This window comes from Coprococcus sp. LG101-27 (genome assembly GCF_027695515.1).
Classification (GTDB): domain Bacteria; phylum Bacillota; class Clostridia; order Lachnospirales; family Lachnospiraceae; genus Allocoprococcus; species Allocoprococcus comes.
This window is the reverse complement of the sequence record NZ_JAQEUJ010000003.1, coordinates 216,920-239,652: the sequence shown is the minus strand read 5'-3', so window position 1 is coordinate 239,652 and position 22,733 is coordinate 216,920. Positions and strand designations below refer to the sequence as shown.

Genomic DNA, 22,733 nt, shown 5'->3' with positions numbered 1-22,733 from the left:
AATTGCGAAAGGAGGAGCGGGATCATGTATGGAAGCCGAATTCGCGAAATGCGAAAAAAAAGAGGGCTCACGCTCAAAGAGGTAGCTGAAGCTACCGGATACACAATAGGTCATATATCACAAATTGAAAGAGATTTAAAATCTCCTTCACTCGTGGCACTTAGAAAAATTGCAGCCTGCTTAGATTGTTCAGAAGTATGGTTAATCATGGGTGACTCTGAACTCTCTGTTGAGTCATCTGAAGAGAAAAATAATTCAAAAGAAACTTATTTAGTGAGAAAAGAAAAACGAATTCCAATGAAAATCCCGGAAATCGATGTTTCCTACTCCATTTTTACACCTTCTAAACTTCCGGACTCAAAAGAAGCACAAATGACCGGACTTATTGTGAGATTAAACCCTAACACCTGGGTGACTGAGCAGATGATTTCACATGGTAATTATGACGAGAGTCTCCTGCTCCTGAAAGGGGAACTGGAACTCCGTATGGATAACAGTACTTATGTAATCCACGAGGGTGACAGTTTCTATATTCCTAAAAATTGTTTACATAACTACATGAATACATCAGATGAAGAAGCTACTATAATTGTTTACTTTTCACAATTAGTTTATTAAGGAAAACACGATTATGAAATATATTATTGATGGACATTTTGACTTACTCAGTGATGTCGCTGTACGCCGCAAAAACGGCGAGCATAAGGTCATTGAAAGATTATACTATCCAGCTTTTAAAAAAGGAAACGTGACGGGAGTCGTTGCCTCCCTCTTTGTAGATAGCCAGTACCTGCCTTATGGAGGTATTTCAATCGCTATGGAACAGATTGCCGCTCTCCACTGTGAGATAAGCGAAAGTCCGGACCTTCTTATGCTTTGCACGAGCGCAGATGACTTTGTAAAAGCCGCTTCGGAAAATAAAGTCGGTATCCTTCTCTCGTTTGAAGGAGCAGAACCGATAAGCTCCTGCCTCATGTTACATGCTTTCTACGCCGCAGGCGTAAGAGGACTGGGACTTACCTGGAGCCGCAGAAATATGGCAGCTGACGGCTGTGATTTTACCGGGAACGCCAAAAAAGGTGGTCTGACCGACTTTGGAAAAATGCTTGTAAAAGAAGCTGAATCCTTAAACATGATCATTGATCTCAGTCATTTAAGTGACGAGGGCGTGGATGATGTCTTATCCATTACCTCCTGCCCACTAATCGCATCGCATTCTAATGCACGGGCAGTTGCTCATAACAACAGAAATTTAAAAGACGAGCATTTAGCAGAAATTTCCAGACGCGGAGGTGTGGTAGGACTGAATGCCTGCAGTATCATTAACGCAGATGCCGGCAGCACACCTGACCGCCGGCAAATGCTTGCACACTTAGATTACATGATTGAGGTAATGGGAGAACAGCATGTCGGTTTCGGATTTGACTTTTGCGATCTCTTCTTAAAGAATAGTTCCGCACAAGACTTATCTCTGATGCCGGAGTATCCTTTCGATATTCTGTCCGGCGGTCACGCAGACATTCCAGATTTCCTGCTGGATATGAAAGAACATAATTATTCAGATGAACGGATTTCTCTGCTTTCAGGCAAAAACTGGCTTTATGCATTCGAAAAAATTCTAAAAAAATAATTTATCAGAAGGAGTATTTTTGTAATGAATTCAAATATGACAGAACAATTAGATCAGCTTTTCCGTATGTGGGATCGCGGTCTTTGCCCTGGCGCTCAGGTATTGATTCGCCAGCACGGTAAAACTCTTTACGAAAAATGTTTTGGATATGGAAATCTTGAAAATAAATTAAAAATCCATAAAGAAAGTATTTTCCATGTCGCATCGATTTCCAAAGAATTTACTGTTATGTCTATTCTTCTTCTTTGGAAAGAAGGAAAACTTGATTTAGATGACAACATCAGAAAATATTTAGATGAATATATCAACATTGAAACACCGATTACGATCCGCCAGATGATGAATAATGTCAGCGGACTTCGCGACCAATGGGAACTCTTATTTTTACGCGGTATCAAGATCAACGATCAGATTGACATGGATGATATCAATACAACGATATCTCTTCAGAAATCGCTGAACTTTGAACCGCAGTCACAGTATTTATACAGTAACACCGGTTTCCATTTATTGGCACTTATCGTTGAAAAACTGTCGCAAATGAGCTTCCCACAATTTGTAAAAGAACGTATTTTCACTCCACTCGGAATGACACATTCTTTTGTCCGCGAAAGCTTTACACAGATTGTTCCGGATCTTACTTACTCTTACCAGGACGAAGGTGATGATACATTCTACTACAATCCACTGAACTATGCACTTTACGGACCAACCTCTGTAAATACCTGTGCTTCTGATCTCTGCAAAGTATTAGATGAGTACATTCATCCAAATGTGATCGATCCTGAAATTATCGAGCTTATGAAGAAACCTGTCCTTCTCAGCAATGGCAAAACGGCTGAATACTGCGGCGGACTGATCACCCATAAGCTTCATGGTCTGGATGTATTCGGTCATGGCGGTGCCGATGCTGCATACCGTGGTGAAATTATTTGCATTCCGGAAAAAGAACTGGAGATTGTACTGATCAGTAACACCACAACTTACGCAATGTCTAAGCTTGCCGATAAAGCCGCCTGCATCGTACTCGGATTACCGGATTGTACCGAACCAGCCGTGCCGGAACATGAAAATGCACCTGCTCGCAGCGGTGTATTCCTGACAGCACTTCCGGATGATCCAATGTTTGTTGATATTACAGAGCAAAACGGTACCTTCTATATGCAAAGAGAATGGTGCCGCACAGAACTGGTAAAAGAAGAGGATGGCGGTTATCGCATTGGTTCATTAGACGAAAAGATCTACTTCACAGATAAGGAAATCCTTTATCGGCTTCCTGCCCGTGTACTTACATTGACCCCTGCCAAGCCTGCAGATCCGGCACTTTTCCAGGAAGGAACCTATTACAACGATGAAACCGATTCCTTCATGAAATTAGTGAAAGTTGAAAATACATGCGAAATCCATATGCGTCGTTATGGGAAAACAACACTTTATCAATCAGGATCAGGAAGTATTATCTTCCGAATGGATGCAAATCTTGTAATGTATGTAAAAGCTGAAAATGATACCATCATTATGGATGGCGGCCGTGTAAAACATATCATTTACCAAAAACAATAAATTAACAGGACGCATGAAAAAACGAAAGCTTTTTCATGCGTCCTGTTGCTTATGGATACAATAACAGCTGTATTACACAAACAAAACTGTTTTCAGCATACTGACCGGATCACATCGCTTTTGATGTGCTCTTTTACACTTTCTAATTCTCCAGATACTTCCGTATCCGATCTTCCTTCAACTGTTCCCCAATCACGATCACAACCTCCTGCCCGTCTCCGATCGGCTTCATACTGATCTCATGACCGGTTGCATTCAGCTGCTTCCTGCATCATCTTTCGCAAATCCCTTCACCCGGAAAATACCGCCACATTCCGGATCCTGCATCATCTTCGCAACCTGCGTCTTCAATTCATCTGCAGAAATTTTTAATTCCATAAAATACAACGAATCAAAACCTTTTTTCTCATCTATATCCATCTTCCGATAATTTTCTGCAACATAACCGCTCTTTAAGATCTTATCAAAATCCTCTTCCGAAAGCTCTGCTCCATCTTTTCTCATGATTTCCTGATCCAGCCTTCGCTTGCACTGAACCTGTTCAAGCGCTCTGTTCAAATGTTCAATTGTATTTTCAATCTGTTCTTTTGTTGCTTCTTCTGCCCTGCTGAGGATAATGCTTCCTGCATTTGCGGCCTCGGACGCAAGCAGATAGTCTGCTTCTTCTGACAATTCCGGCTCCAGTTTTGCGTCAACGATCGTAATCACATTGCCAATCTCATACCACTTATCCAGTGGTTCATCGTGAAGAACGTCAAAAAATTCGTCTACATCATAAATCCCGGACGGTTCAACAATTACTCTGTCATATCCGCACATTCCCATTGCGATCAGTTTTGTCCGAAAACGTCTTCTGTGCGTTTCTTTGTCGCACCCACCGGAAATCATTTCAAGCTCACAGTTATCTCCCATCAGGTCCTGTAAAAGAAGCATATCTACATTTACCGCACCAAAATCATTCTCAAGGATGCCGATGTTCATTCCTTTATCCAGAAGATATTTTGCATATTTTTTAATAAACGTTGTCTTGCCGGAACCTAAGAAACCGGTGATCAAATCTATTTTTACCATCGCTAATTTTCCCCTTTGATTTTTTACTTCTTTTAAGATAATAGCATATTTTTTTGTTTCTTAAAGGAACTCAAATAAAGAACTCAAACAGAAACTTAAATTTTGAGTTCCTATTTGAGTTCTTTTCATTTTTTCTAAAAATCATTTTTCTTTTTTACTTTTCTTCTTTCTTTATCCCAGCCTTCTCCAGAATCCCGTTCCACATCTGCTCTCGCTTTTTCTCCCGTTCTGCCTTTCCGTCATTCCACTTCTGTATAAATGCCATCTGTTCCAGATCATCTCGCTCTTCCATAAACAGCCTCTCTTTCTTACATTTATTCAGATGAATTATTTCCTGTACCTGACTATTATATGCGTGTCCGCAATGATTCTTTCCACTTTGCACGTTATATTTATAAGCAAGAAAAAATCAGGTCTCACCCCCGACACCTGATTTTCTCTCACTTATTCACTCTTTAATTTTCTCTTCTTTCTTCCCCAGATATACATGGACAATACAATCGCCACGCAATCCGTAAGTGCCTGTCCGTAAATGACTCCGTTTAATCCGAACACTGCATTCAACAGATACAGTAAGGGAATCAGCAGAAGTCCCTGTCGGAGCACCGACAGAATCGTTGCAGGAAGTGCATCTCCAGTAGACTGCATGCAGTTCATATTTACAAAAAGGATTCCGATAAACGGTCCGGAAACCATATATGCGACCAGCATTTTCACGCCATAATATATAACGTCTTTATCGTTAATGAACAGGTGGATAATTGGTTCTCGAAAAAAGAAAAATAATGCCGTCGCCAGGATTCCAACGACCAGACAGCATTTTTTCGTAAAACAGTCCACTTCCATAAAACGTTTCTGATTGCCTGCCCCAAAATTGTACCCCATCAGCGGCTGCACGCCGTTGGCAAGTCCCATTTGAAGGAAGGTAATAAACATATTTGCCTTGAATACAATTCCAATCGCCGCCACCGGTGCATTTCCGTACTTGACCAGAATCTGATTCAGCACGATCGTTGATACACTCATCAGTGCTGAAAAAATTGCGGTCGGAAAACCGATCGAACATACCCTTGATAAAACCTGCTCTCCGCATTTGAAATACTTCGGGCTGACAGAAAAGCTTTTACTCTTTTTCATGAAATACCAGAGATAATAAATGCTTGCCAGAATATTGCCGATTGTTGTCGCAATCGCAGCCCCTGCCGCCCCCATTCCAAGTCCGCTGATAAATACCGGATCCAGAACAATGTTGACAACTGTACCGATCATACTTCCGATCATCGCCTCACTGCTTGCACCTTCCGCACGAACGATAAAGCTTGCCGCTGCTGACCAGATGATAAATGGTGCGCCATAGGAAACGTGAAATGTATAACCTTTTGCCATCTCATAAGTCTGACTGTTCGCACCAAATGTGTAAAGGATCGGTTTCATAAAGAAAATCAGGATCAAAGCAAATAAAATCCCGACGATCAGTGATGCATAGGTTACAAATGCCGATGTATTCTTTACCCGTTTCTCATTTTTTTCTCCCATCGCCATAGATGCAACGGCACTTCCACCCATACCAAACATATTTGCAAATGCCATCAGTAAAATAAATATCGGATTGGTCAGACTGACCGCTGCTACCTGCAGTGGATCCCCAGTCTGTCCAACAAAAAAGGTATCTGCCATATTGTAGACAACCGTGACCAGACTGCTGATCACGCTTGGTATTGCCATCTTCGCAACGGCTTTTGACACCTTCATACTTCCCATCAGTTCATTTTCATTCATCTGTCCGTCCTCCGTGCTGTTTTTTTCTGCCTGCGTTTTTCTTTACCGTATTCGCAGGAAAAGTATCCAGATTCTGCAACATTTTCTCTGCGATCCGCAGAAATTCCTGCCGTTCTTCTTTTGTCACTCCCTGCAGCAAAATCGTTTCCGACTCTTCGATCTCACTCTTAAGCACAGCTTCTATCTGCTCTGCTTTTTCAGTAAATACGATTTTCTTATATCTTCCATCATTTGGATCAGTCTCTCTTTTTATCAGTCCATTTTTCTCCAAAGATTTCAGTGTCTCTGTTGCCGTGGAAGGACGAAGTCCGAATTCCTGTTCAATATCCTTCTGATAGACAGATCTGTTCTGAGATTCTACTAAAATATAATTTAAAATATTCCCCTGTGCACCACTGATCTCGATTGTTTCCTGGATCGCCCTGGACCGTCTGCGGAGACGGTTGGAAATCTGATTGATCTTCTTTCCTGTCTGCATGATAATCTCCCTTGCCCTTATGATATTTTACTTTATTAATTTTCGCATTAAATACTTCGTTTCCTAAGTATTTTAGGGCAATCTTTTGAAAATGTCAATCAAAAAAAGAGACAGCCCATCATTTTGACAAGCCATCCCTTTTCGTCATATTTTATAAATCCTAAGCTTCAGACTCTTTCTTAGCTCCAAAGTAAGCCTTCAGAGAATTGATCACAATAACAAGTCCGAGTGCCATCAGCAGAACTGCGATGATCAGCTGAAGTCCTTCTACAAGGAAAGTAGCGGAACCTGCTGCATATGCTTTTACAAGTCCGATGGTTCTCTCTACCAGTGCGGTTCCTGTTACACAAAGCATGATGATCAGCGGTGCGAACAGCATCTTGTTGCTTCTTCCTGTTACCTTCATGAATACACAAAGTGTTACAAGTACAAGTGCTGACAGTAACTGGTTTGCTGATCCGAACAGTGGCCAGATATTTGCATATCCGATACGTGTCAGAACGTAAGCACATAACAGAGTCACGATTGTTGAGAAATATGTATTGCAAAGGAGTTTTCTCCATCCTTCTGCATGTTCCATATCATCTACACTGAAGAGTTCCTGGAAACTCATACGTCCGATACGTGAAACGGCATCCAGACTGGTAAGTGCCAGAGCAGATACACACATAGTCATGAAGCACTGTGCGATATAAACCGGGATACCGAACATTTCAAAGAATCCTGCAACACCACTTGAGAATACCTGGAATGGTGTTCCGGCTGCCGGTGTTCCGTCTGCTGCTGCAGCTGCACCAGCTACGCAAAGTGCGATAACTGCAAGAAGACTTTCCAGAACCATTGCTCCGTATCCAACCTTCAGCATATCCTTTTCATTAGATACTGTCTTAGAAGATGTACCTGATGAAACAAGGCTGTGGAAACCGGATACAGCACCGCATGCCACGGTAACGAACAGGATCGGGAACATATCTCCAAGTGTATCATTGTGGAAGCCTGTAAATACCGGAAGGTTCATGGTTGGATGTGCAACCAGAAGTCCCAGTGCAGCTCCTGCGATCATACCGATGAACATGTAAGTTGTCATGGTATCACGAGGCTGCTTTAAGATCCACATCGGAAGTACTGCTGTAAAGAAGATATATACAAATGTAATGTAAGTCCATGTATCTTTTGTTGCTGTGATCGGTGCTAACATACCAAGGCCAAGAGCAGCTACTGTAAATACAAGACCGACAACTGTTTCTTTCCATCCGTGGAACCGGAATTTTTTCTGTACCAGGCCAAAGATCATAGCAAATACGATAAACAGCAGGGAAATGGTTCCTGCAGCTCCGTTTGTCTTTGCTGCATCTGCAAGTTTTACGACACCGTCTACTTCTGTGTAAGCGTTAAATGTACCTGCAACCATGTCTGCGAATGCTGCGATTACAAGAAGTGTAAACAGCCAGCAGAAAAGCAGGAATACTTTTCGTCCGAATTTGCCGATATATTTTTCGATCAGAAGTCCCATAGACTTTCCTTCGTTCTTTACACTGGCATACAGTGCACCGAAGTCTGTAACAGCACCGAAGAAAATACCTCCAACGATGATCCACAGGAATACCGGAACCCATCCAAATACTGCTGCCTGAATTGCACCGGTAACAGGACCTGCACCTGCAATTGACGAAAACTGATGACTGAACACGGTCCATCCGTCTGTCGGAACATAATCCTTTCCATCTTCAAATTTCTTTGCCGGAGTCTCTGCTTTTGGATCGATTCCCCACTTATTAGCGAGCCAGCGGCCGTAGAATACATATGCACAGCTAAGAAGTACTGCTGCGATCAATACGATAACTAATGTATTCATACTAATCCCTCTCTTTCTCTTCCAGTTAATATAATTAAGTTTTAATAAGATAAATAAAAATTTTATCAAATTACTATAGTGGTGTTTTAACTCTTTAAAGCCTATTTGTCAATGGACTTCACGCAATTTCGTCACGTTCACATGATTTTTTAGAGTATACTCTGTTTTTTTGTGCATTTTTCCATGCTCCGCGTTACAAAAACATATGACCGTTCTATAAAAGCACTCCTGTAATATACAACTTGTCCGTGGCACCTGTATCTGACTCCAGAATATGCCCGGATATATTTTTATATTGATATTGACATTTTTCCTCAACCGAACTATACTGAATTTTGTAAATGAAACGGGGAGCTTGTTTGACAGGCTGAGAGGAAGTTCAGAACTTCGACCCATATACCTGATTTGGATAATGCCAACGTAGGAACGTATATTTTGATGATAACGGGAGATACATTGGTATCTCTCTTTTTTTGATATACGGCGTCAAATACCATCAGCATACTCTGATGATATTTGAGAAACAGGATTTCTTATAATAATATGAAATGATACCAGGGTCAAAAGGTCAGAAAGCTGATGCAAGCTTGCTTGCAAGAGGATTTTTGACCTCTTGACCCGCCAAAAACATGAGTAAGTAGCCATTTTTCAAAGAAAAATGAACGGATTACGAATGTTTTTGAGGATTGCGAGAGTGCAAAGCACGTAGCAATCTGGTATCAAAGGGGTCAAAATACCTTTTGACCCCAACATCATGAAATTCCACATTCAACCAGGGTTTACACGAAAATGAATAAGGTAAAGTTGAGATTGGGCGAGAGTTCATGAAGGGGTACACCACCACGGGTGTAATTCTTTGTGGACTCTTTTTTCATTTTCAAGAACTTTTCCGTTTTGAAAGGAGGTTTTTCCATGATTACAGTTAATGGTAAAGAAGTTACTCTGACCGGACCGCTCAGTGTTGCGGATTATCTGGAACAAAACAATTATCAGATCAAACGAATCGCCGTTGAAATGAATGGTGATATTTTACCAAAATACAGCTATTCTGACACCATGCTCAAAGACGGGGACCGTCTGGAGGTTGTAAGTTTTGTAGGAGGAGGCTAAGAAATCATGTATCATACACTTACAAAAGAAGAAATCTACACCGCCCTTGACGAGCGACATTCACCGGAGACGCAGAAGCTTCTCTCGGCAGGAAATGTAGCGATCGCAGGGCTTGGCGGCCTTGGCTCTAATGTTGCTTATGCGCTTGCACGGATCGGTGTCGGTCATCTTCACCTGATTGATTTTGACGTAGTTGACATTACCAATCTGAACCGCCAGCAATATTTCATGGAGCATATCGGAATGTACAAGACCGATGCCCTGAAATCCCTGCTTCTGAAGATCAATCCGTATCTGGATATCCGCACGGACTGTGTAAAAGTTACGGACGATAATCTGCAGGAATTATTTGCAGATGCCACAATTGTCTGCGAAGCTTTTGATAATCCGGAAGCCAAAGCAATGCTGGTCAATGGAATTCTGGAACATTTTCCAGAGAAAAAGCTCGTATCCGCAACCGGAATGGCCGGCTATGGAAGTAGCAATACCATTATCACAAAACGGATCATGAAAAACTTTTATCTGTGTGGTGATGGCGTGACAGCACCAACTTACGGTCATGGACTGATGGCGCCGCGTGTTGCCATCTGTGCCGCACATGAAGCCAACATGATCACGCGGCTGATCCTCGGTGAAGAAGAAATTTAAAAATATAAGAAAGAAGGAACTTTATTATGAGTACAAATGAAGATAAATTTATCCTGGGAGGTCATGAATTCACTTCCCGTTTTATTCTCGGATCCGGTAAATTTTCTCTGGATCTTGTAAAAGCCTGTATCGAAAAAGCAGAAGCTCAGATCATCACACTTGCCCTGCGTCGCGCAAATGAAGGCGGTCTTGCAAATATCCTGGACTATATTCCGGACAATGTAACCCTGCTTCCAAATACATCCGGTGCACGTAATGCTGAGGAGGCAGTCCGTATCGCCAGACTTTCCCGTGAAGTCGGATGCGGCGACTTTGTAAAGATCGAAGTCGTTCATGATTCCAAATACCTGCTTCCGGACAACTACGAAACCATCAAAGCAACAGAAATCCTTGCAAAAGAAGGCTTTGTTGTCATGCCGTATATGTACCCGGATCTGAATGCTGCAAGAGCACTTGCTGATGCCGGAGCTGCCTGCATTATGCCGCTCGGCTCTCCAATCGGTTCCAACAAAGGGCTCAGCACAAAGGATTTCATCCAGATCCTGATTGATGAGATCGATCTGCCGATCATCGTTGATGCCGGAATCGGTCGCCCTTCCCAGGCTTGTGAAGCCATGGAAATGGGTGCTTCCGCTGTCATGGCAAATACTGCTATCGCAACTGCAGGAGATGTTCCTGCCATGGCAGAAGCTTTCAAGAAAGCCATCGAAGCCGGACGCAGTGCTTATCTTTCCGGACTGGGACGCACCATCGAAAGAGGCGCAAGCGCATCCTCACCTCTCACAGGATTCTTAGAGAATTAGGAGGCAGTCAAAATGGAAAATTCACATATCAACGAAAGTATTTTAAGTGAAGAAATTCTGGAAGACCAGAAGAAAAACCGCATTGATCATATGACTTACCTTCCGGGAATGGAAGATATCGGATCTGACGTAATGGATCAGGTCATAAGTGCCATGAACGCTTATGATTATGAAAAATATACCGAAGCTGACGTAAGACGCGCCATTGCGCATGACATCCGTACACCGGAGGATTTCGCTGCACTTCTCTCACCTGCCGCACTTCCTCTTCTTGAGGAGATCGCACAGGCTGCACAGGCAGAGACACGAAAACATTTCGGAAACAGCGTCTACATGTTTACTCCGATCTACATTGCAAACTACTGCGAAAACTATTGTATTTACTGTGGTTTCAACTGCCACAACAAGATCAACCGTGCACAGTTAAATGAGGAAGAAATTGAAAAAGAAATGGCAGCCATCGCCAAAACAGGTCTTCAGGAGATCCTGATCCTGACCGGTGAAAGCCGTAGCAAATCCACGGTGGAATATATCGGAAATGCCTGCAAAATCGCCCGTAAATATTTTAAAGTCATCGGACTTGAGATTTATCCGGTCAACTCGGACGAATACGCATTCCTCCACGAGTGCGGTGCCGATTATGTAACCGTATTCCAGGAGACTTACAATTCTGACAAATATGAAACCCTGCATCTTGCCGGACACAAACGGATCTTCCCATACCGTGTCAATGCCCAGGAACGTGCACTGATGGGCGGCATGCGCGGTGTCGGATTCGGAGCACTTCTCGGACTTGATGATTTCCGCAAGGATGCCTTTGCAACCGGATACCATGCTTATCTCCTGCAGAGAAAATACCCACATGCCGAAATCGCCTTCTCCTGTCCGAGACTTCGTCCGATCATCAACAACGACCGGATCAATCCGATGGACGTCCATGAGCCACAGCTCCTTCAGGTAGTCTGCGCTTATCGTCTGTTTATGCCATTTGCAAGCATTACGGTATCCACAAGAGAATGTGCGCGTGTAAGAGACAATCTGGTACAGATTTCTGCAACAAAAATCTCTGCCGGAGTCAGCACCGGAATCGGAAGCCATGTGGATGATATTGAGGATAAGGGAGATGACCAGTTCGAGATTTCTGACGGACGTTCCGTAGATGAGGTTTATCAGGCACTTCTTTCCAACAATATGCAGCCGGTTATGAGTGATTATATCTATGTATAGAGATCTTATTGCCGTAACAAACCGCCATCTCTGTTCCCGTCCTTTTACAGAACAGATTACCCGTGTCTGCAAGCTGCATCCGAAAGCTCTGATCCTGCGTGAAAAAGATCTGCCGGAAGAGGAATATTTTTCTCTTGCCCGGCAGGTGAAGGAAATCTGCGAACAGTTTAAAGTTCCATTTATTCCGCATTTTTATCCAGCCGTTGCGAGAGAACTCGGCTGCGACAGGCTACATTTACCACTTCCACTTTTGCTTGAAAATCCGAAAGTGGTTTCCGATTTTCATACAGTTGGAACTTCCATCCATTCTGTTTCTGAAGCAGTCGAAGCGGAAAAGCTGGGAACTTCCTATCTCACAGCAGGACATATTTATGTTACCGACTGCAAGAAAGGGCTCCCGCCACGGGGACTTCCATTTCTGCAGAATGTATGCCAAGCTGTGCAGATTCCGGTTTATGGCATTGGCGGAATCAAAATTGATGAAACACAACTGCACGAACTGAAAAATGCCGGTGCTGCAGGAGGTTGTGTGATGTCAGGGATGATGCACGTCTGACCGGTCATTCCTCAAAATAAAAAAGGCACTATGCAGGGTAGCATATCAAACTGATATTGTCACCTTGCACAGTGTCTTTTTTATTTCACCCGAAGTTGCACTTCTTTGCCAGCTTCTACTTTTATATTTCTGTCTGTCCGTACAATAATATGTTCATGATTCATTGTTTCAACATAATACTGTCTGTAAAACCCAAGAAATTCTTCCTGTCTTACAATTCCTTTCACAGAACCTTCTGCTGCAAATTCCAGTTCCTCCGGTCTGCAGCATATTGTATTTCCATGGATATCAGTAAAACGGTTGGATATTCCAAGGAAATCTCTTGCAAAATCATTCTGTGGATGCAGATACACTTCTTCCGGCTTTCCAATCTGAACCAACTTTCCCTGATCCATAATAGCGATCTGATCTCCAAGTACCATTGCCTCTTCTTGGTCATGCGTTACAAAAACCATTGTAATTTCATATTTCTTCTGGATTTCACGGATTTCTTCCCTCATTTTTACCCGGAGTTTCGCATCCAGATTACTAAGCGGTTCATCCAGAAGAAGCACCTTCGGTTTTGTGATCAGAGATCTGACCAGTGCTACTCTCTGCTGCTGTCCTCCGGAAATTTCCCCGATCGATGCCCCGGCATATTCTTCCATATCTACGATTTTCAAATATTCCATACCCATTTCTCTGGCTTCTTTTTTTCGGATACCACGGAACTTCAGACCATAGATCACATTTTCCAGAACACTCATATGTGGAAATAATGCATAAGACTGAAAAACAGTCGATACCGGACGCTTCTCCGGAGCCAGTGTGGTGATATCCTGGCCATCAACCAGGATTTGCCCTTTATCTGTTTTTAAAAATCCACTTATCATTTTGAGTGTTGTCGTTTTTCCACAGCCGGATGCTCCCAGAAGACACAACAGTTCTCCCTTTGGAAGGGAGAGTGATAAATCTTTTACTACTTCTTTTTCACCAAAACTTTTACTTATGTTTTTCAGTTCTAAATACACGTTTCTTTTTCCCTTTCCATGCAACAATTATTGAAAACAGCACATTTACTGAAATTGTGATCACAATAATAAATGTCGCAATCATAGATGCTTCTCCATACCGACCTGTGTTAATGCAATCAAATAATGTAAATACTGCAATCTTCTGTCCCGGTGTCACCAGGAAAATAACTGCTCCTGCTGTAACCATCGCACTTGTAAAATTATTGATAAATCCCGTTGCAAATGCCTGCTTTACATTCGGAAGAATGACATCTTTCATTACCAGAAATTTATTCGCTCCAAGATCCCGCGCTGCTGCATCAAGCTCTGTACTGATCTGCAAAAGGGAGGATGCCGAAGCCTTCGTTGTAATTGACATCTGTTTATAAATCATATTCAAGATAACAATGACCGCTGTTCCGGTAAGTTTTAACGGTTCATGATTAAATGCCAGAATATATCCGATTCCAAAACAACTTCCTGGAAGCATATACGGAAGTGTAATAATAAAGTCCAGTACTCCGCCAAATTTTATCTTTCGTCTTTCAATATAATACGAAAGTAAAATACCGATCAGACTGCCGACTATTGCTACAATAAGCGCATATTCCACACTTCGGATAAATGTATCCATATTCCGTTCCAGAAGTGCGTCCAGATACATCGTTGTAAATGTGATTTTCCCACGTAAATTTCTACTGAAACTGTTTAGAAAAATGGATCCGTATTCAAGCGCCATCATTACAAAAAAGATACCTGCGCCCAGCCATACAATCACTGCTGACAACCCACGAACCCGGAATGTATCTCCCGCTTCTACCGTCTTATTACTGTTTCCGCTGATGACTTTTTCATTTTTCTGCATTAGATAGCGGTACAGGATAAAAACAAGAATCGTCGGGATCAGAAGCAGTACATTAAGTGCCGCACTCTTATCCAGTCTGGAATACCCGATTACCTGCATATAAATCTCTGTAGAAACCGTTTCAAAACGTCCTCCGATTACCACCGGCGTACCAAAATCAGCGATCGACCGGATAAACGAAAGCAAAAAGCAGCTGAGTAGTACCGGTTTTAACAGTGGTACAACAATTCTCCACAATGTATACCCAGAGGATGCCCCAAGATCAAAAGATGCTCTTACGAGCGACATATCCATTTTCCTCAGCATTCCGATAATCATCAGTGCATTTAATGAAGAAAAGAATAACGTCTGCATTACAACAACACCAAGCCATCCATACGGGTTCAGCGAAAGTCCGAACACTCCTTTTGTGATCAGACCGTTTCTTCCGAAAAGCTGGATATAAGCGAGCGAAGCAATAAACGGCGGCGAAACCATGCTGATCAGCAAAATCGCTTCCAGAAATTTGCCCAGTTTCTTCCCTGCTGTCCATACACAGATTGATACAAGCAGCCCCAGAATTGTTGAAAAGAATGCGGATAAAACACCTACAAAAACACTGTTTTTTACAAGCTGCAGATTGGCACTGAAGATGCTCTTGTAAACTTCTGTCGAAAATCCCTCTTCTCCCACAAAACTCTGTCTGATCATGCAAAGAAGCGGATACAGAATAAAGATCAACACACCTGCTACCAGCACTGCTAATATAAAATAATCTAAAATATTATAAAAATGGGCATCATAAAATGATGCCCGTTTTTCTCTAGGTTTTCTATTCTTCACCTTTATCTCCCATCAAAGTATTCCACTTATCAAGAATTGTAGTTCTTTCTGCTCCAAAAAGTGAAAGATCTTCTTTCATCAGTTTGCTCTGGTCAAAATCGAGTTCAAGTCCTTCTATACTTGGTTTTACTAATAAACAAGTATTTTTATGATCGATTTCTGCAAGCATCTTCATATTTTCATCATCTGAGAAGAACCATTTGATAAATGCTTTTGCTGCTTCTGTGTTTTCTGCATTTGCAAATGCTGCAACACCTTCCGGAACATATGGCATTCCATCTGTCGGATATACAACTTCAACATCTGCCTGTTCTTTCAGTTCATCTAAAGTTCCATCAATATAAGTAATACCGATTCCAACTTCACCGGCTGCAGTCTTAGTGCTCGGATCAGAACCACGTTTTGAGTAATAATCTACATTCTTATTCAGATCTTCAAAGTATTTCCAGCCTTCTTCTTCTCCCTTTGTCTGAAGAAGTGCATTTACTACTGCGTAGTTTGTTCCTGAAATAGCCGGGTTAGACATCAGAACTTCACCCTGATATTCTTCTTTTGTAAGATCATCCCAGGACTTTGGAGCTTCAAGTCCTTTTTCTTTTAAAATATCATTGTTAACAATAAATCCTACAACTGTAACACCTTTAGAGAACCAGTAATTATCACTGTCTTTATATTCCGGTGCAAGATCATCTGCTGCATCAAAATCTACCTTTTCAAGAAGGTTATTATCTTTTGCATCCATAAATGCATCGATTCCGCCCCCGAACCACAGATCAGCTGCCGGTGTTCCACCTTCTGCTTTGAGCTTTGACAATACTTCTCCAGAAGACATGGAAATAAATTCTACCTTCGGTCCTACTTCTTCTGTAAACTTATCAAATAATGGCTGATAAGCATCACCTGTTGTAACAACCTTCAGAGTTCCTTCCAGTTTCTTTGTCTCTTTGTCGTCTTTCTTGGTTTCTTCTTTTTTTGTAGTCTCTTCCTTTTTATCTGAGCTTCCACAGGCTACCATACCTGCTGCCATTGATACTGCAAGGAGAAGAGCTGCAAATTTTTTCATTTTTTTCATAATATTCCTCCCTTTAACATATCTCTGATATTATTCCGACATGCTTTTTACATTCTAGCACCAGATATTTTAATTTTCAAATTGTTTTTCTCTATAGATAATCATTCCTATAGTTTCTATCTATTTTTTATTTTTATTTTCTATAAAAGAAATGCATGTGGGATACTGTACTGTCTTTACCGTTTTATTCAGTAAAAGCATTTATATCCTACACGCACTTCGTTTTACTCTCTTTTATAATTATCCCGCCAGATGAAGCACTCCGATCAGCAAAATACCACACAGTCCATAGTAAGCTACAACCGCAACAAGGTCGTTGATGGTTGTAATAAGTGGTCCGGACGCTACCGCCGGGTCGATATTGATCTTCTTGAAGAACAGAGGAATCAGTGTACCCACCGCACCGGAAATTACCATTGCCACCATCAGAGACAGACCGATACAGCCGGATACCGCATACGCAAATGTCCAGGTCTTTCCTTTGAAAAGTGCAATATAAAGTCCTAATACGAGGAATGACAAAATTCCAAGAATCGCACCATTTGAAAATGCGATCCGCATCTCTTTGAATACCAGTTCTACTTTCTGCTTTCCTGTCAGTGATTCATCCATCAGAACACGGATCGTTACCGCCAGTGACTGGGTACCGACGTTACCTGCCATGTCCAGGATCAGTGACTGGAAACACATAATGATCGTCAGCTGGCTTACTACCTGCTCAAATACACCTACAACAGAAGATACAACTGTTCCCAGTGCCAGCAGAACAAGCAGCCAAGGGAGACGTTTTTTCATGCTCTCTTTGAGCGGCTCTTTTAAATCTTCTTCTGCAGTCAGACCAGCGAACATCGCATAATCTTCACCCATCTCATCATCGACCAAATCTACAATGCTCTGGGATGTGATAACACCGAGAAGTTTATTATCGTTATCTAGGATCGGAATAGAATTTTCCGAATAATCTTTCAATTTTTCGATACAGTCATCAATCAGCTCATGACCGTATACATATGGATATGATGTCACGATCAGATCCTCAAGACGTGTATCCTGTCTTGCCGTGATCAGGTCCTTCAGATCCATCGCACCGTAGAAGGTGTGATCCGCTGTCACCATAAAAATTGTAGAAATATTGTCATTTTTTGCTGCCTGACTGACAAGTTCGGTCATCGCCTGCTTTACAGTAAGATTCTCTCTGATCTCAATGTAATTCGTGGTCATTCTTGAACCGATCTCTTCATCATCGAATGCAGCAATAACTGCCATATCCTTTCTGGCTTCATCATCCATCAGCTCTAGCAAAAGAGCTCTCTTTTCTTTTGGAATCATCCGCAGTACATCTACAACCGCATCTGTTTCCATTCTGGAAAGAATTGCTGCTGCTTTCCGCACATCCATCTCATCCAGATATTCAGCAGCCTGCTTTTCATCGATATACTCGAAGATATCCGCAAGCATGTCCAGATTCAGAATCCGGCACAATTTCCGCCGCTCTGCAACGGAGAGATCCGGGAATACATCTGCAAGGTCATTCTCATGGTAGTCTTCCAGTTTGTTTCTCATAATTCCCGGAGAGGCATTGCTTCTTACAATGCCCAGGATCTCAGCTCTATAGTCCTGGTAGTCCTGATAATCCTGTGTATTTTCCATAACTTTCGCCCTCCTTATCCTTTTTCCAGCACAAAAACATGCAGAATCAAAGTCTAAAATTCTCCACATTTCTGTCTTTCATCCAATATTCAATTATGAATGTCAATACGGGAAAACAGGATAAGAAATGCTATACGAACAAACAGAATGAACTGCTGCCATTTTCCCATCCTGCGTATATACTTCGCCCATGACTATCACAACTGTCCATTCTGTTCACCTGCCTTTTGTTTGAATTTGATTAAGAAGTTTTCAACTTCCTACGCTATTATAATACCTTAGTCTACAAAATTCAAACCTTTCTGTTTATAAAATTATTTTTTTATCAACTTTTTTCTTATTTTAACACTTACATCATTTTATGATTTTTCTGCCCTCTTCTTTCCCCACTCGCATTTTATTTATGCATCCGATCTCGCATAAGAATTCTTCATCTGATTGCTCAGTTCATACAAAACCTTAGACAGTGTATCCGAAGTTTCCTTCTTCACCATCTTCGCAATCTCCCGGTTCGCTTCCCGTTTGATCTGCATACGCTTTGCTATATCACTTTCTTTCGTAAGATCGTCATCATACCGGTTTATGATCTGATGTGCCTTTGCCATCACATGTTCCTGGTAACGCTCAATATGGAAAATAGACTTTTTATAAGAAGCATCTGCCATCGCAGCGATCATTCTGCTTGACCAGTAGAAGTTCTCTGTTGAAACTTCCCCTGTCGTATTTGCAAAATATTCCGGTGTTTCATCAATATCTGCATAGAATGGAGCCATTACATTAAATGCATTTGATGCAAATGCCACCCATTCAATTGCGCGGGAATCTTCCGGCTGATCCGGTCTCATCTGGATCAAAGACATAAAATCATTTCGATTGATACCAATGGAACGATAAGCACCATTCATTGATTTGTCCCCGTAAGCTCCATACGGATCATAAGGTGTTCCCTGATAATGTGAAGACAGAACATATTTTACATCTTCTACTGTAACCTTCTTTTCCGGAACCATACACCACGGAATATCATCGGATACTGGTGTATAATCTGCATCCGGTCCGTCCCAGCTGTATGAATTTGGATTCAGGTAACGTTCCATAAACCAGGCTCTCGGTGTATTGTATACATGATCCGAGTCATCATGGCTTCCAAAAGCATCTCTTGGATTTAAGGTTCCATCCATGGACGGGTTCAGATGATATTTCTCAATGAATTCCTTCATATCCGGAGAACACATATAATTTTTCTGCTCACCAAGTGCATCTTCCAGATCAAATTCATCCATTCCAAGCTGGTTCGGCATCACCACATAAACCTCATCCGGCACTTTTCTGGCAATCCAGTGATGTCCGCCGATTGTTTCCAGCCACCAGATCTCATTTACATCCTCGAATGCAATTCCATTCATCTCATAAGTACCGTATTTCTCGAGAATACTTCCAAGTCTCTGCACGCCTTCTCTTGCGCTGTGGATATAAGGAAGCACGATATATACAATGTCCTCTTCCCCGATTCCACCTGCAATTTCTTCCTGGTCGTCTGACTTCGGCTGATATGTAACCAGCGGATCCGCTCCAAGCACACGTGGATTGGATGTGATCGTTTCGGTTGCCGTCATTCCTACCTGCGCTTCATTTACCCCGCTTGCCGCCCAGATTCCTTCCCCCTTGACTGCGTTCGGCATGGCGGTATAACGCATCGGATTCTCCGGTAATTCTATTTTCACATGCGAAATCACTGATTCATATACCTTCGGCTGATCTTCCGGATGGATCACCACAAATTTTTTCGGCATATAAGCGCCTGACGGTGAATCATCATTCCTTGCGATCATCGTGGAGCCGTCATACGATGCCTTTTTTCCAACCAGTATTGTTGTACAAGCCATTTCATTTTCCTCCTGTTATCTCCTGACAAAATCTTTTCGTCTAATTGAAATTATAGAATCATTCCTTCTTTTTTTCAACCACCAGACAATTTGTATATATTTTAAATTTTTCGTGGACGAATTCGTAAAAACAAGGTAAAGTAATTTTATAAACTTTACACTTTACTCGAGAGGGATTTCCTTATGAATAATGACAAGGATAATGCAACTTTATATGCTGAGCTGGAAGCCGAACGTTTTATGACAGATCAGATTTCCCTGCTTCATGAAGCAGAGGATCTGGCTGACGGTATCAATTTTATGCTCAAATCGCTCGGAGAATTTACAGACGCCGACCGTGCTTATGTATTTGAAACCAGTGAAAATCATACTTCTACCAATACTTATGAGTGGTGCGCCGCAGGAGTCACCCCGCAGATCCGGAATCTGCATGATATTCCTTTTGAAAGCATGCCAAAATGGATCGAGGTTTTTCTTCATGGTGAAAATATTCTGATCGAAGATCTGGAGGCTTACCGTGAATCTATGCCTCTGGAATATGAACTGTTAAAAGTTCAGAACGTTTCTACCCTGATCGCCTTTCCTATTTCTGTACACGAAAAGCTGATTGGTTTCGTTGGCGTAGATAATCCGGATATGGAGAAATCCAACCTGCTCCACCGCCTGCTGTCCCTTCTTGGAAAATATGTCGGAACCATGATCAAAGATCATAAGAATGAGCAGATGCGCCTGGAGGTTGTTGCCTCCAAATCCCGTCTGGATTATCAGCTGGAGATGGACGAAATTCTTCGTGGCGCACAGATCGGTATCTGGACGCTTGAGATGGATGGCGTTAAAGCTCCCCGGCTGCACCCAAATCCTACAATGTGTACTCTTCTTGGTGTGTCACAAGAGATGTCTCCTGAAGAAGTTTATCAGTTCTGGTATCACCGGCTTCCTCCCAAATACGTAACCCCGGTGCTTGATTATATACAGAAGGTCATTCACGAAAGTTATTCAGAAATCACATACCCATGGAATCATCCGTTACTTGGACAGATCTGGATACGATGTGGCGGTATCCTCTATCCGGATTATCAGGGAAATGGAATATGCATCCGTGGATACCATCAGGATGTCACCCGTAATATCGAAAATGAACGTAAATACCAGAACCTGACCGCTGCAACCAGTCAGATTTATCATGCAATTTACCATATCGATCTGATTCAAGACCGGATTGAAAAGCTTGCCGGTGCCAACCAGAACTATACACCGACCGGAGTTGTCACTTCCGCCACTGCGCAGTTAAATGATATCCTTGAGAAAATGGTTGCACCGTCACATCACGAGATCATGCAGTATTTCTTTGATCTGACAACGGTAAATGACCGGCTGCACGGAAAGCTTTTTATAAGCCGGGAGTATCCATCTCCACAGGGGATCTGGCGCCGTGCCACCTTTATCGTCCAGAACCGCGACACTGATGACGATGTTACAGAAATTCTTTATGTAACCCAGATCATCGATGATTACAAGCAGAAAGAACTGGCTTACCAGCAGGAGCTGGTTAAGGCGGTCGAATCCGCAAATCAGGCAAATACAGCCAAGACCGACTTCCTCAACCGGATGTCACATGATATCCGCACCCCTCTTAACGGAATTCTTGGAATGCTTGATATTGCACAGAAAAATGAAACAAATCCCAAAGCACTGCTGGAGTGTCATGAGAAAATGCGTACTGCTGCTTTTCACTTAAAAGCTCTTGTCAACGATGTCCTGGATATGCAGCGGATGGAAACAGACCGATTCTTCCTTGAACAGATACCATTCGACATCCGCGAGATCCTTGACAATTGCTGGAGTATGCTGGAGGCACAGGCTTCCCGGCTTGATATCACTCTGAAAAAAATAAAACCGGGCAGTTTAAAATATCCTTATCTGATCGGAAGTCCATTACATATCCGTCAGATTTTCATGAATCTTTTAAGCAATGCAATTAAATACAATAAGCCCGGTGGTTCGATCTCTATACACGCAAAGATCATCAGGCAGGTACATCAGAATGTTATTTACAAATTTATAATTTCTGATACCGGTATCGGTATCAGTCCGGAATTTCAGAAGCATATTTTTGAACCTTTTGCACAAGAAGATACCGGTGCCCGGACGATTTACAAAGGGACCGGGCTCGGTATGGCGATCGTTCACAGACTGGTACAGGAAATGGGCGGTACGATCCAGTTGAAAAGTGAAAAAAATGTCGGCTCAACTTTTACTCTGATCCTGCCATTTACCATTGACGAGCATCAACCTTCCGCCTCTGCGGAAACTGCCACTGATACTCCGGCAGATCTTACGGATCTTCATATTCTTGTTGTAGAGGATAATGAACTGAACCTTGAGATTGCTGTTTTCTCTCTGGAAGCCGCAGGACTTAATGTATCCACAGCCATCAACGGACTAGAAGCCGTCCGGCTTTTTGAAAAATCAAAGCCATATGAATACGACATCATTCTTATGGATATTATGATGCCGGTTATGAATGGTCTGGATGCCGCAAAGGCGATCCGCGGGCTTTCCCGCCCTGATGCCACAACGGTTCCAATCATTGCCCTCAGCGCCAATGCTTTTACGGAAGATATCCAGAAGTCAAAGAATGCCGGAATCAATGAGCATCTCGCAAAGCCACTGGAAATGGATAAGGTGTTGAAAGTGATTGCATCATATTGCAAGTAGCAGAAAGA

General features: G+C 42.3%; 18 protein-coding genes, 1 pseudogene and 1 riboswitch. Of the genes and pseudogenes, 9 read left to right on the top strand and 10 right to left on the bottom strand.

Annotation, left to right across the window (positions count from 1 at the left end):
- Positions 1-24: 24 nt before the first annotated feature.
- Genes PG766_RS04935 through PG766_RS04925 form a run of 3 tightly spaced genes read left to right on the top strand, consistent with a single transcriptional unit; the run spans position 25 to position 3,193 of the window.
- Positions 25-618, top strand: a complete 594-nt coding sequence (locus tag PG766_RS04935; protein ID WP_117836131.1) for a helix-turn-helix domain-containing protein — start codon at positions 25-27, stop codon at positions 616-618.
- Between the two features lie 13 nt (positions 619-631).
- Complete coding sequence (locus PG766_RS04930; RefSeq protein WP_117836132.1) at positions 632-1,630, top strand: dipeptidase; 999 nt, start codon at positions 632-634, stop codon at positions 1,628-1,630.
- A gap of 24 nt (positions 1,631-1,654) precedes the next feature.
- Entirely contained in the window at positions 1,655-3,193 is a 1,539-nt protein-coding gene (locus PG766_RS04925) for a serine hydrolase domain-containing protein (protein WP_118198626.1), read from the top strand.
- A gap of 142 nt (positions 3,194-3,335) precedes the next feature.
- Here the strand turns inward: PG766_RS04925 and PG766_RS04920 are convergent.
- The 5 genes and pseudogenes from PG766_RS04920 to PG766_RS04900 all read right to left on the bottom strand — a co-directional run bounded on the left by PG766_RS04920 (position 3,336) and on the right by PG766_RS04900 (position 8,376).
- Positions 3,336-4,264: pseudogene (locus tag PG766_RS04920) on the bottom strand (GTP-binding protein).
- A 154-nt stretch (positions 4,265-4,418) separates the two neighbouring features.
- Entirely contained in the window at positions 4,419-4,556 is a 138-nt protein-coding gene (locus tag PG766_RS04915; RefSeq protein WP_022219980.1) for a hypothetical protein, read from the bottom strand.
- Between the two features lie 152 nt (positions 4,557-4,708).
- Positions 4,709-6,043 (bottom strand): MATE family efflux transporter, encoded by a 1,335-nt coding sequence (locus PG766_RS04910; protein WP_118198624.1) that lies wholly within the window; start codon positions 6,041-6,043, stop codon positions 4,709-4,711.
- Entirely contained in the window at positions 6,036-6,521 is a 486-nt protein-coding gene (locus tag PG766_RS04905) for a MarR family winged helix-turn-helix transcriptional regulator (RefSeq protein ID WP_118198623.1), read from the bottom strand. Before PG766_RS04905 ends, PG766_RS04910 begins: the two co-directional genes overlap by 8 nt.
- Before the next feature lie 160 nt (positions 6,522-6,681).
- Positions 6,682-8,376 carry a carbon starvation CstA family protein gene (locus tag PG766_RS04900; RefSeq protein ID WP_118198622.1) on the bottom strand — a complete coding sequence of 565 codons (1,695 nt, stop codon included), beginning with the start codon at positions 8,374-8,376 and terminating at the stop codon, positions 6,682-6,684.
- 339 nt (positions 8,377-8,715) lie between these two features.
- Positions 8,716-8,820, top strand: a riboswitch (TPP riboswitch).
- Positions 8,821-9,288: 468 nt separating this feature from the next.
- On the opposite strand from PG766_RS04900, the gene thiS reads away from it, so the two are divergent.
- From thiS to PG766_RS04875, 5 genes are read left to right on the top strand one after another with little or no spacing between them, the layout of a single operon-like run.
- The gene (gene thiS / locus PG766_RS04895) at positions 9,289-9,486 is read left to right on the top strand and encodes a sulfur carrier protein ThiS (protein WP_008368609.1); all 198 of its coding nucleotides are present in this window, start codon (positions 9,289-9,291) and stop codon (positions 9,484-9,486) included.
- Positions 9,487-9,492: 6 nt separating this feature from the next.
- A complete protein-coding gene (gene thiF, locus PG766_RS04890; protein ID WP_008368611.1) occupies positions 9,493-10,134 on the top strand; it encodes a sulfur carrier protein ThiS adenylyltransferase ThiF in 642 nt (213 codons plus the stop codon).
- 26 nt (positions 10,135-10,160) lie between these two features.
- Positions 10,161-10,937: a thiazole synthase gene (locus PG766_RS04885; protein ID WP_118198621.1), complete on the top strand. Its 777-nt coding sequence runs from the start codon at positions 10,161-10,163 to the stop codon at positions 10,935-10,937.
- A 12-nt stretch (positions 10,938-10,949) separates the two neighbouring features.
- Complete coding sequence (gene thiH, locus PG766_RS04880) at positions 10,950-12,164, top strand: 2-iminoacetate synthase ThiH (RefSeq protein WP_022219951.1); 1,215 nt, start codon at positions 10,950-10,952, stop codon at positions 12,162-12,164.
- Complete coding sequence (locus PG766_RS04875) at positions 12,157-12,720, top strand: thiamine phosphate synthase (protein WP_195479118.1); 564 nt, start codon at positions 12,157-12,159, stop codon at positions 12,718-12,720. Before thiH ends, PG766_RS04875 begins: the two co-directional genes overlap by 8 nt.
- A gap of 80 nt (positions 12,721-12,800) precedes the next feature.
- On the opposite strand, the gene PG766_RS04870 is transcribed toward PG766_RS04875, so the two are convergent.
- From PG766_RS04870 to PG766_RS04850, 5 genes are all read right to left on the bottom strand, one after another.
- Positions 12,801-13,730 (bottom strand): ABC transporter ATP-binding protein, encoded by a 930-nt coding sequence (locus PG766_RS04870; RefSeq protein ID WP_055155484.1) that lies wholly within the window; start codon positions 13,728-13,730, stop codon positions 12,801-12,803.
- On the bottom strand, positions 13,702-15,399 hold the full coding sequence (locus tag PG766_RS04865) for an ABC transporter permease (protein WP_022219948.1): 1,698 nt from the start codon (positions 15,397-15,399) through the stop codon (positions 13,702-13,704). Before PG766_RS04865 ends, PG766_RS04870 begins: the two co-directional genes overlap by 29 nt.
- Positions 15,389-16,462, bottom strand: coding sequence for an ABC transporter substrate-binding protein (locus tag PG766_RS04860; protein WP_055296616.1), 1,074 nt, complete (start codon positions 16,460-16,462; stop codon positions 15,389-15,391). Before PG766_RS04860 ends, PG766_RS04865 begins: the two co-directional genes overlap by 11 nt.
- Positions 16,463-16,711: 249 nt before the next feature.
- Complete coding sequence (gene mgtE, locus PG766_RS04855) at positions 16,712-18,121, bottom strand: magnesium transporter (protein WP_022219946.1); 1,410 nt, start codon at positions 18,119-18,121, stop codon at positions 16,712-16,714.
- 401 nt (positions 18,122-18,522) lie between these two features.
- Positions 18,523-20,007: a C69 family dipeptidase gene (locus tag PG766_RS04850; protein ID WP_117557277.1), complete on the bottom strand. Its 1,485-nt coding sequence runs from the start codon at positions 20,005-20,007 to the stop codon at positions 18,523-18,525.
- 183 nt (positions 20,008-20,190) lie between these two features.
- Between PG766_RS04850 and PG766_RS04845 the strand changes: the two genes are divergently transcribed.
- The gene (locus tag PG766_RS04845; protein WP_270590543.1) at positions 20,191-22,725 is read left to right on the top strand and encodes a GAF domain-containing hybrid sensor histidine kinase/response regulator; all 2,535 of its coding nucleotides are present in this window, start codon (positions 20,191-20,193) and stop codon (positions 22,723-22,725) included.
- The last annotated feature ends 8 nt before the right edge of the window (positions 22,726-22,733 follow it).

Coding starts and splice junctions, on each gene's coding strand:
- PG766_RS04905 (WP_118198623.1), bottom strand. CDS start 6,521: ATGCAGACAGGAAAGAAGATCAATCAGATTTCCAACCGTCTCCGCAGA.
- PG766_RS04845 (WP_270590543.1), top strand. CDS start 20,191: ATGAATAATGACAAGGATAATGCAACTTTATATGCTGAGCTGGAAGCC.
- PG766_RS04860 (WP_055296616.1), bottom strand. CDS start 16,462: ATGAAAAAATTTGCAGCTCTTCTCCTTGCAGTATCAATGGCAGCAGGT.
- PG766_RS04885 (WP_118198621.1), top strand. CDS start 10,161: ATGAGTACAAATGAAGATAAATTTATCCTGGGAGGTCATGAATTCACT.
- PG766_RS04900 (WP_118198622.1), bottom strand. CDS start 8,376: ATGAATACATTAGTTATCGTATTGATCGCAGCAGTACTTCTTAGCTGT.
- PG766_RS04925 (WP_118198626.1), top strand. CDS start 1,655: ATGAATTCAAATATGACAGAACAATTAGATCAGCTTTTCCGTATGTGG.
- mgtE (WP_022219946.1), bottom strand. CDS start 18,121: ATGGAAAATACACAGGATTATCAGGACTACCAGGACTATAGAGCTGAG.
- PG766_RS04850 (WP_117557277.1), bottom strand. CDS start 20,007: ATGGCTTGTACAACAATACTGGTTGGAAAAAAGGCATCGTATGACGGC.
- thiH (WP_022219951.1), top strand. CDS start 10,950: ATGGAAAATTCACATATCAACGAAAGTATTTTAAGTGAAGAAATTCTG.
- thiS (WP_008368609.1), top strand. CDS start 9,289: ATGATTACAGTTAATGGTAAAGAAGTTACTCTGACCGGACCGCTCAGT.
- PG766_RS04875 (WP_195479118.1), top strand. CDS start 12,157: ATGTATAGAGATCTTATTGCCGTAACAAACCGCCATCTCTGTTCCCGT.
- PG766_RS04930 (WP_117836132.1), top strand. CDS start 632: ATGAAATATATTATTGATGGACATTTTGACTTACTCAGTGATGTCGCT.
- PG766_RS04910 (WP_118198624.1), bottom strand. CDS start 6,043: ATGAATGAAAATGAACTGATGGGAAGTATGAAGGTGTCAAAAGCCGTT.
- thiF (WP_008368611.1), top strand. CDS start 9,493: ATGTATCATACACTTACAAAAGAAGAAATCTACACCGCCCTTGACGAG.
- PG766_RS04935 (WP_117836131.1), top strand. CDS start 25: ATGTATGGAAGCCGAATTCGCGAAATGCGAAAAAAAAGAGGGCTCACG.
- PG766_RS04915 (WP_022219980.1), bottom strand. CDS start 4,556: ATGGAAGAGCGAGATGATCTGGAACAGATGGCATTTATACAGAAGTGG.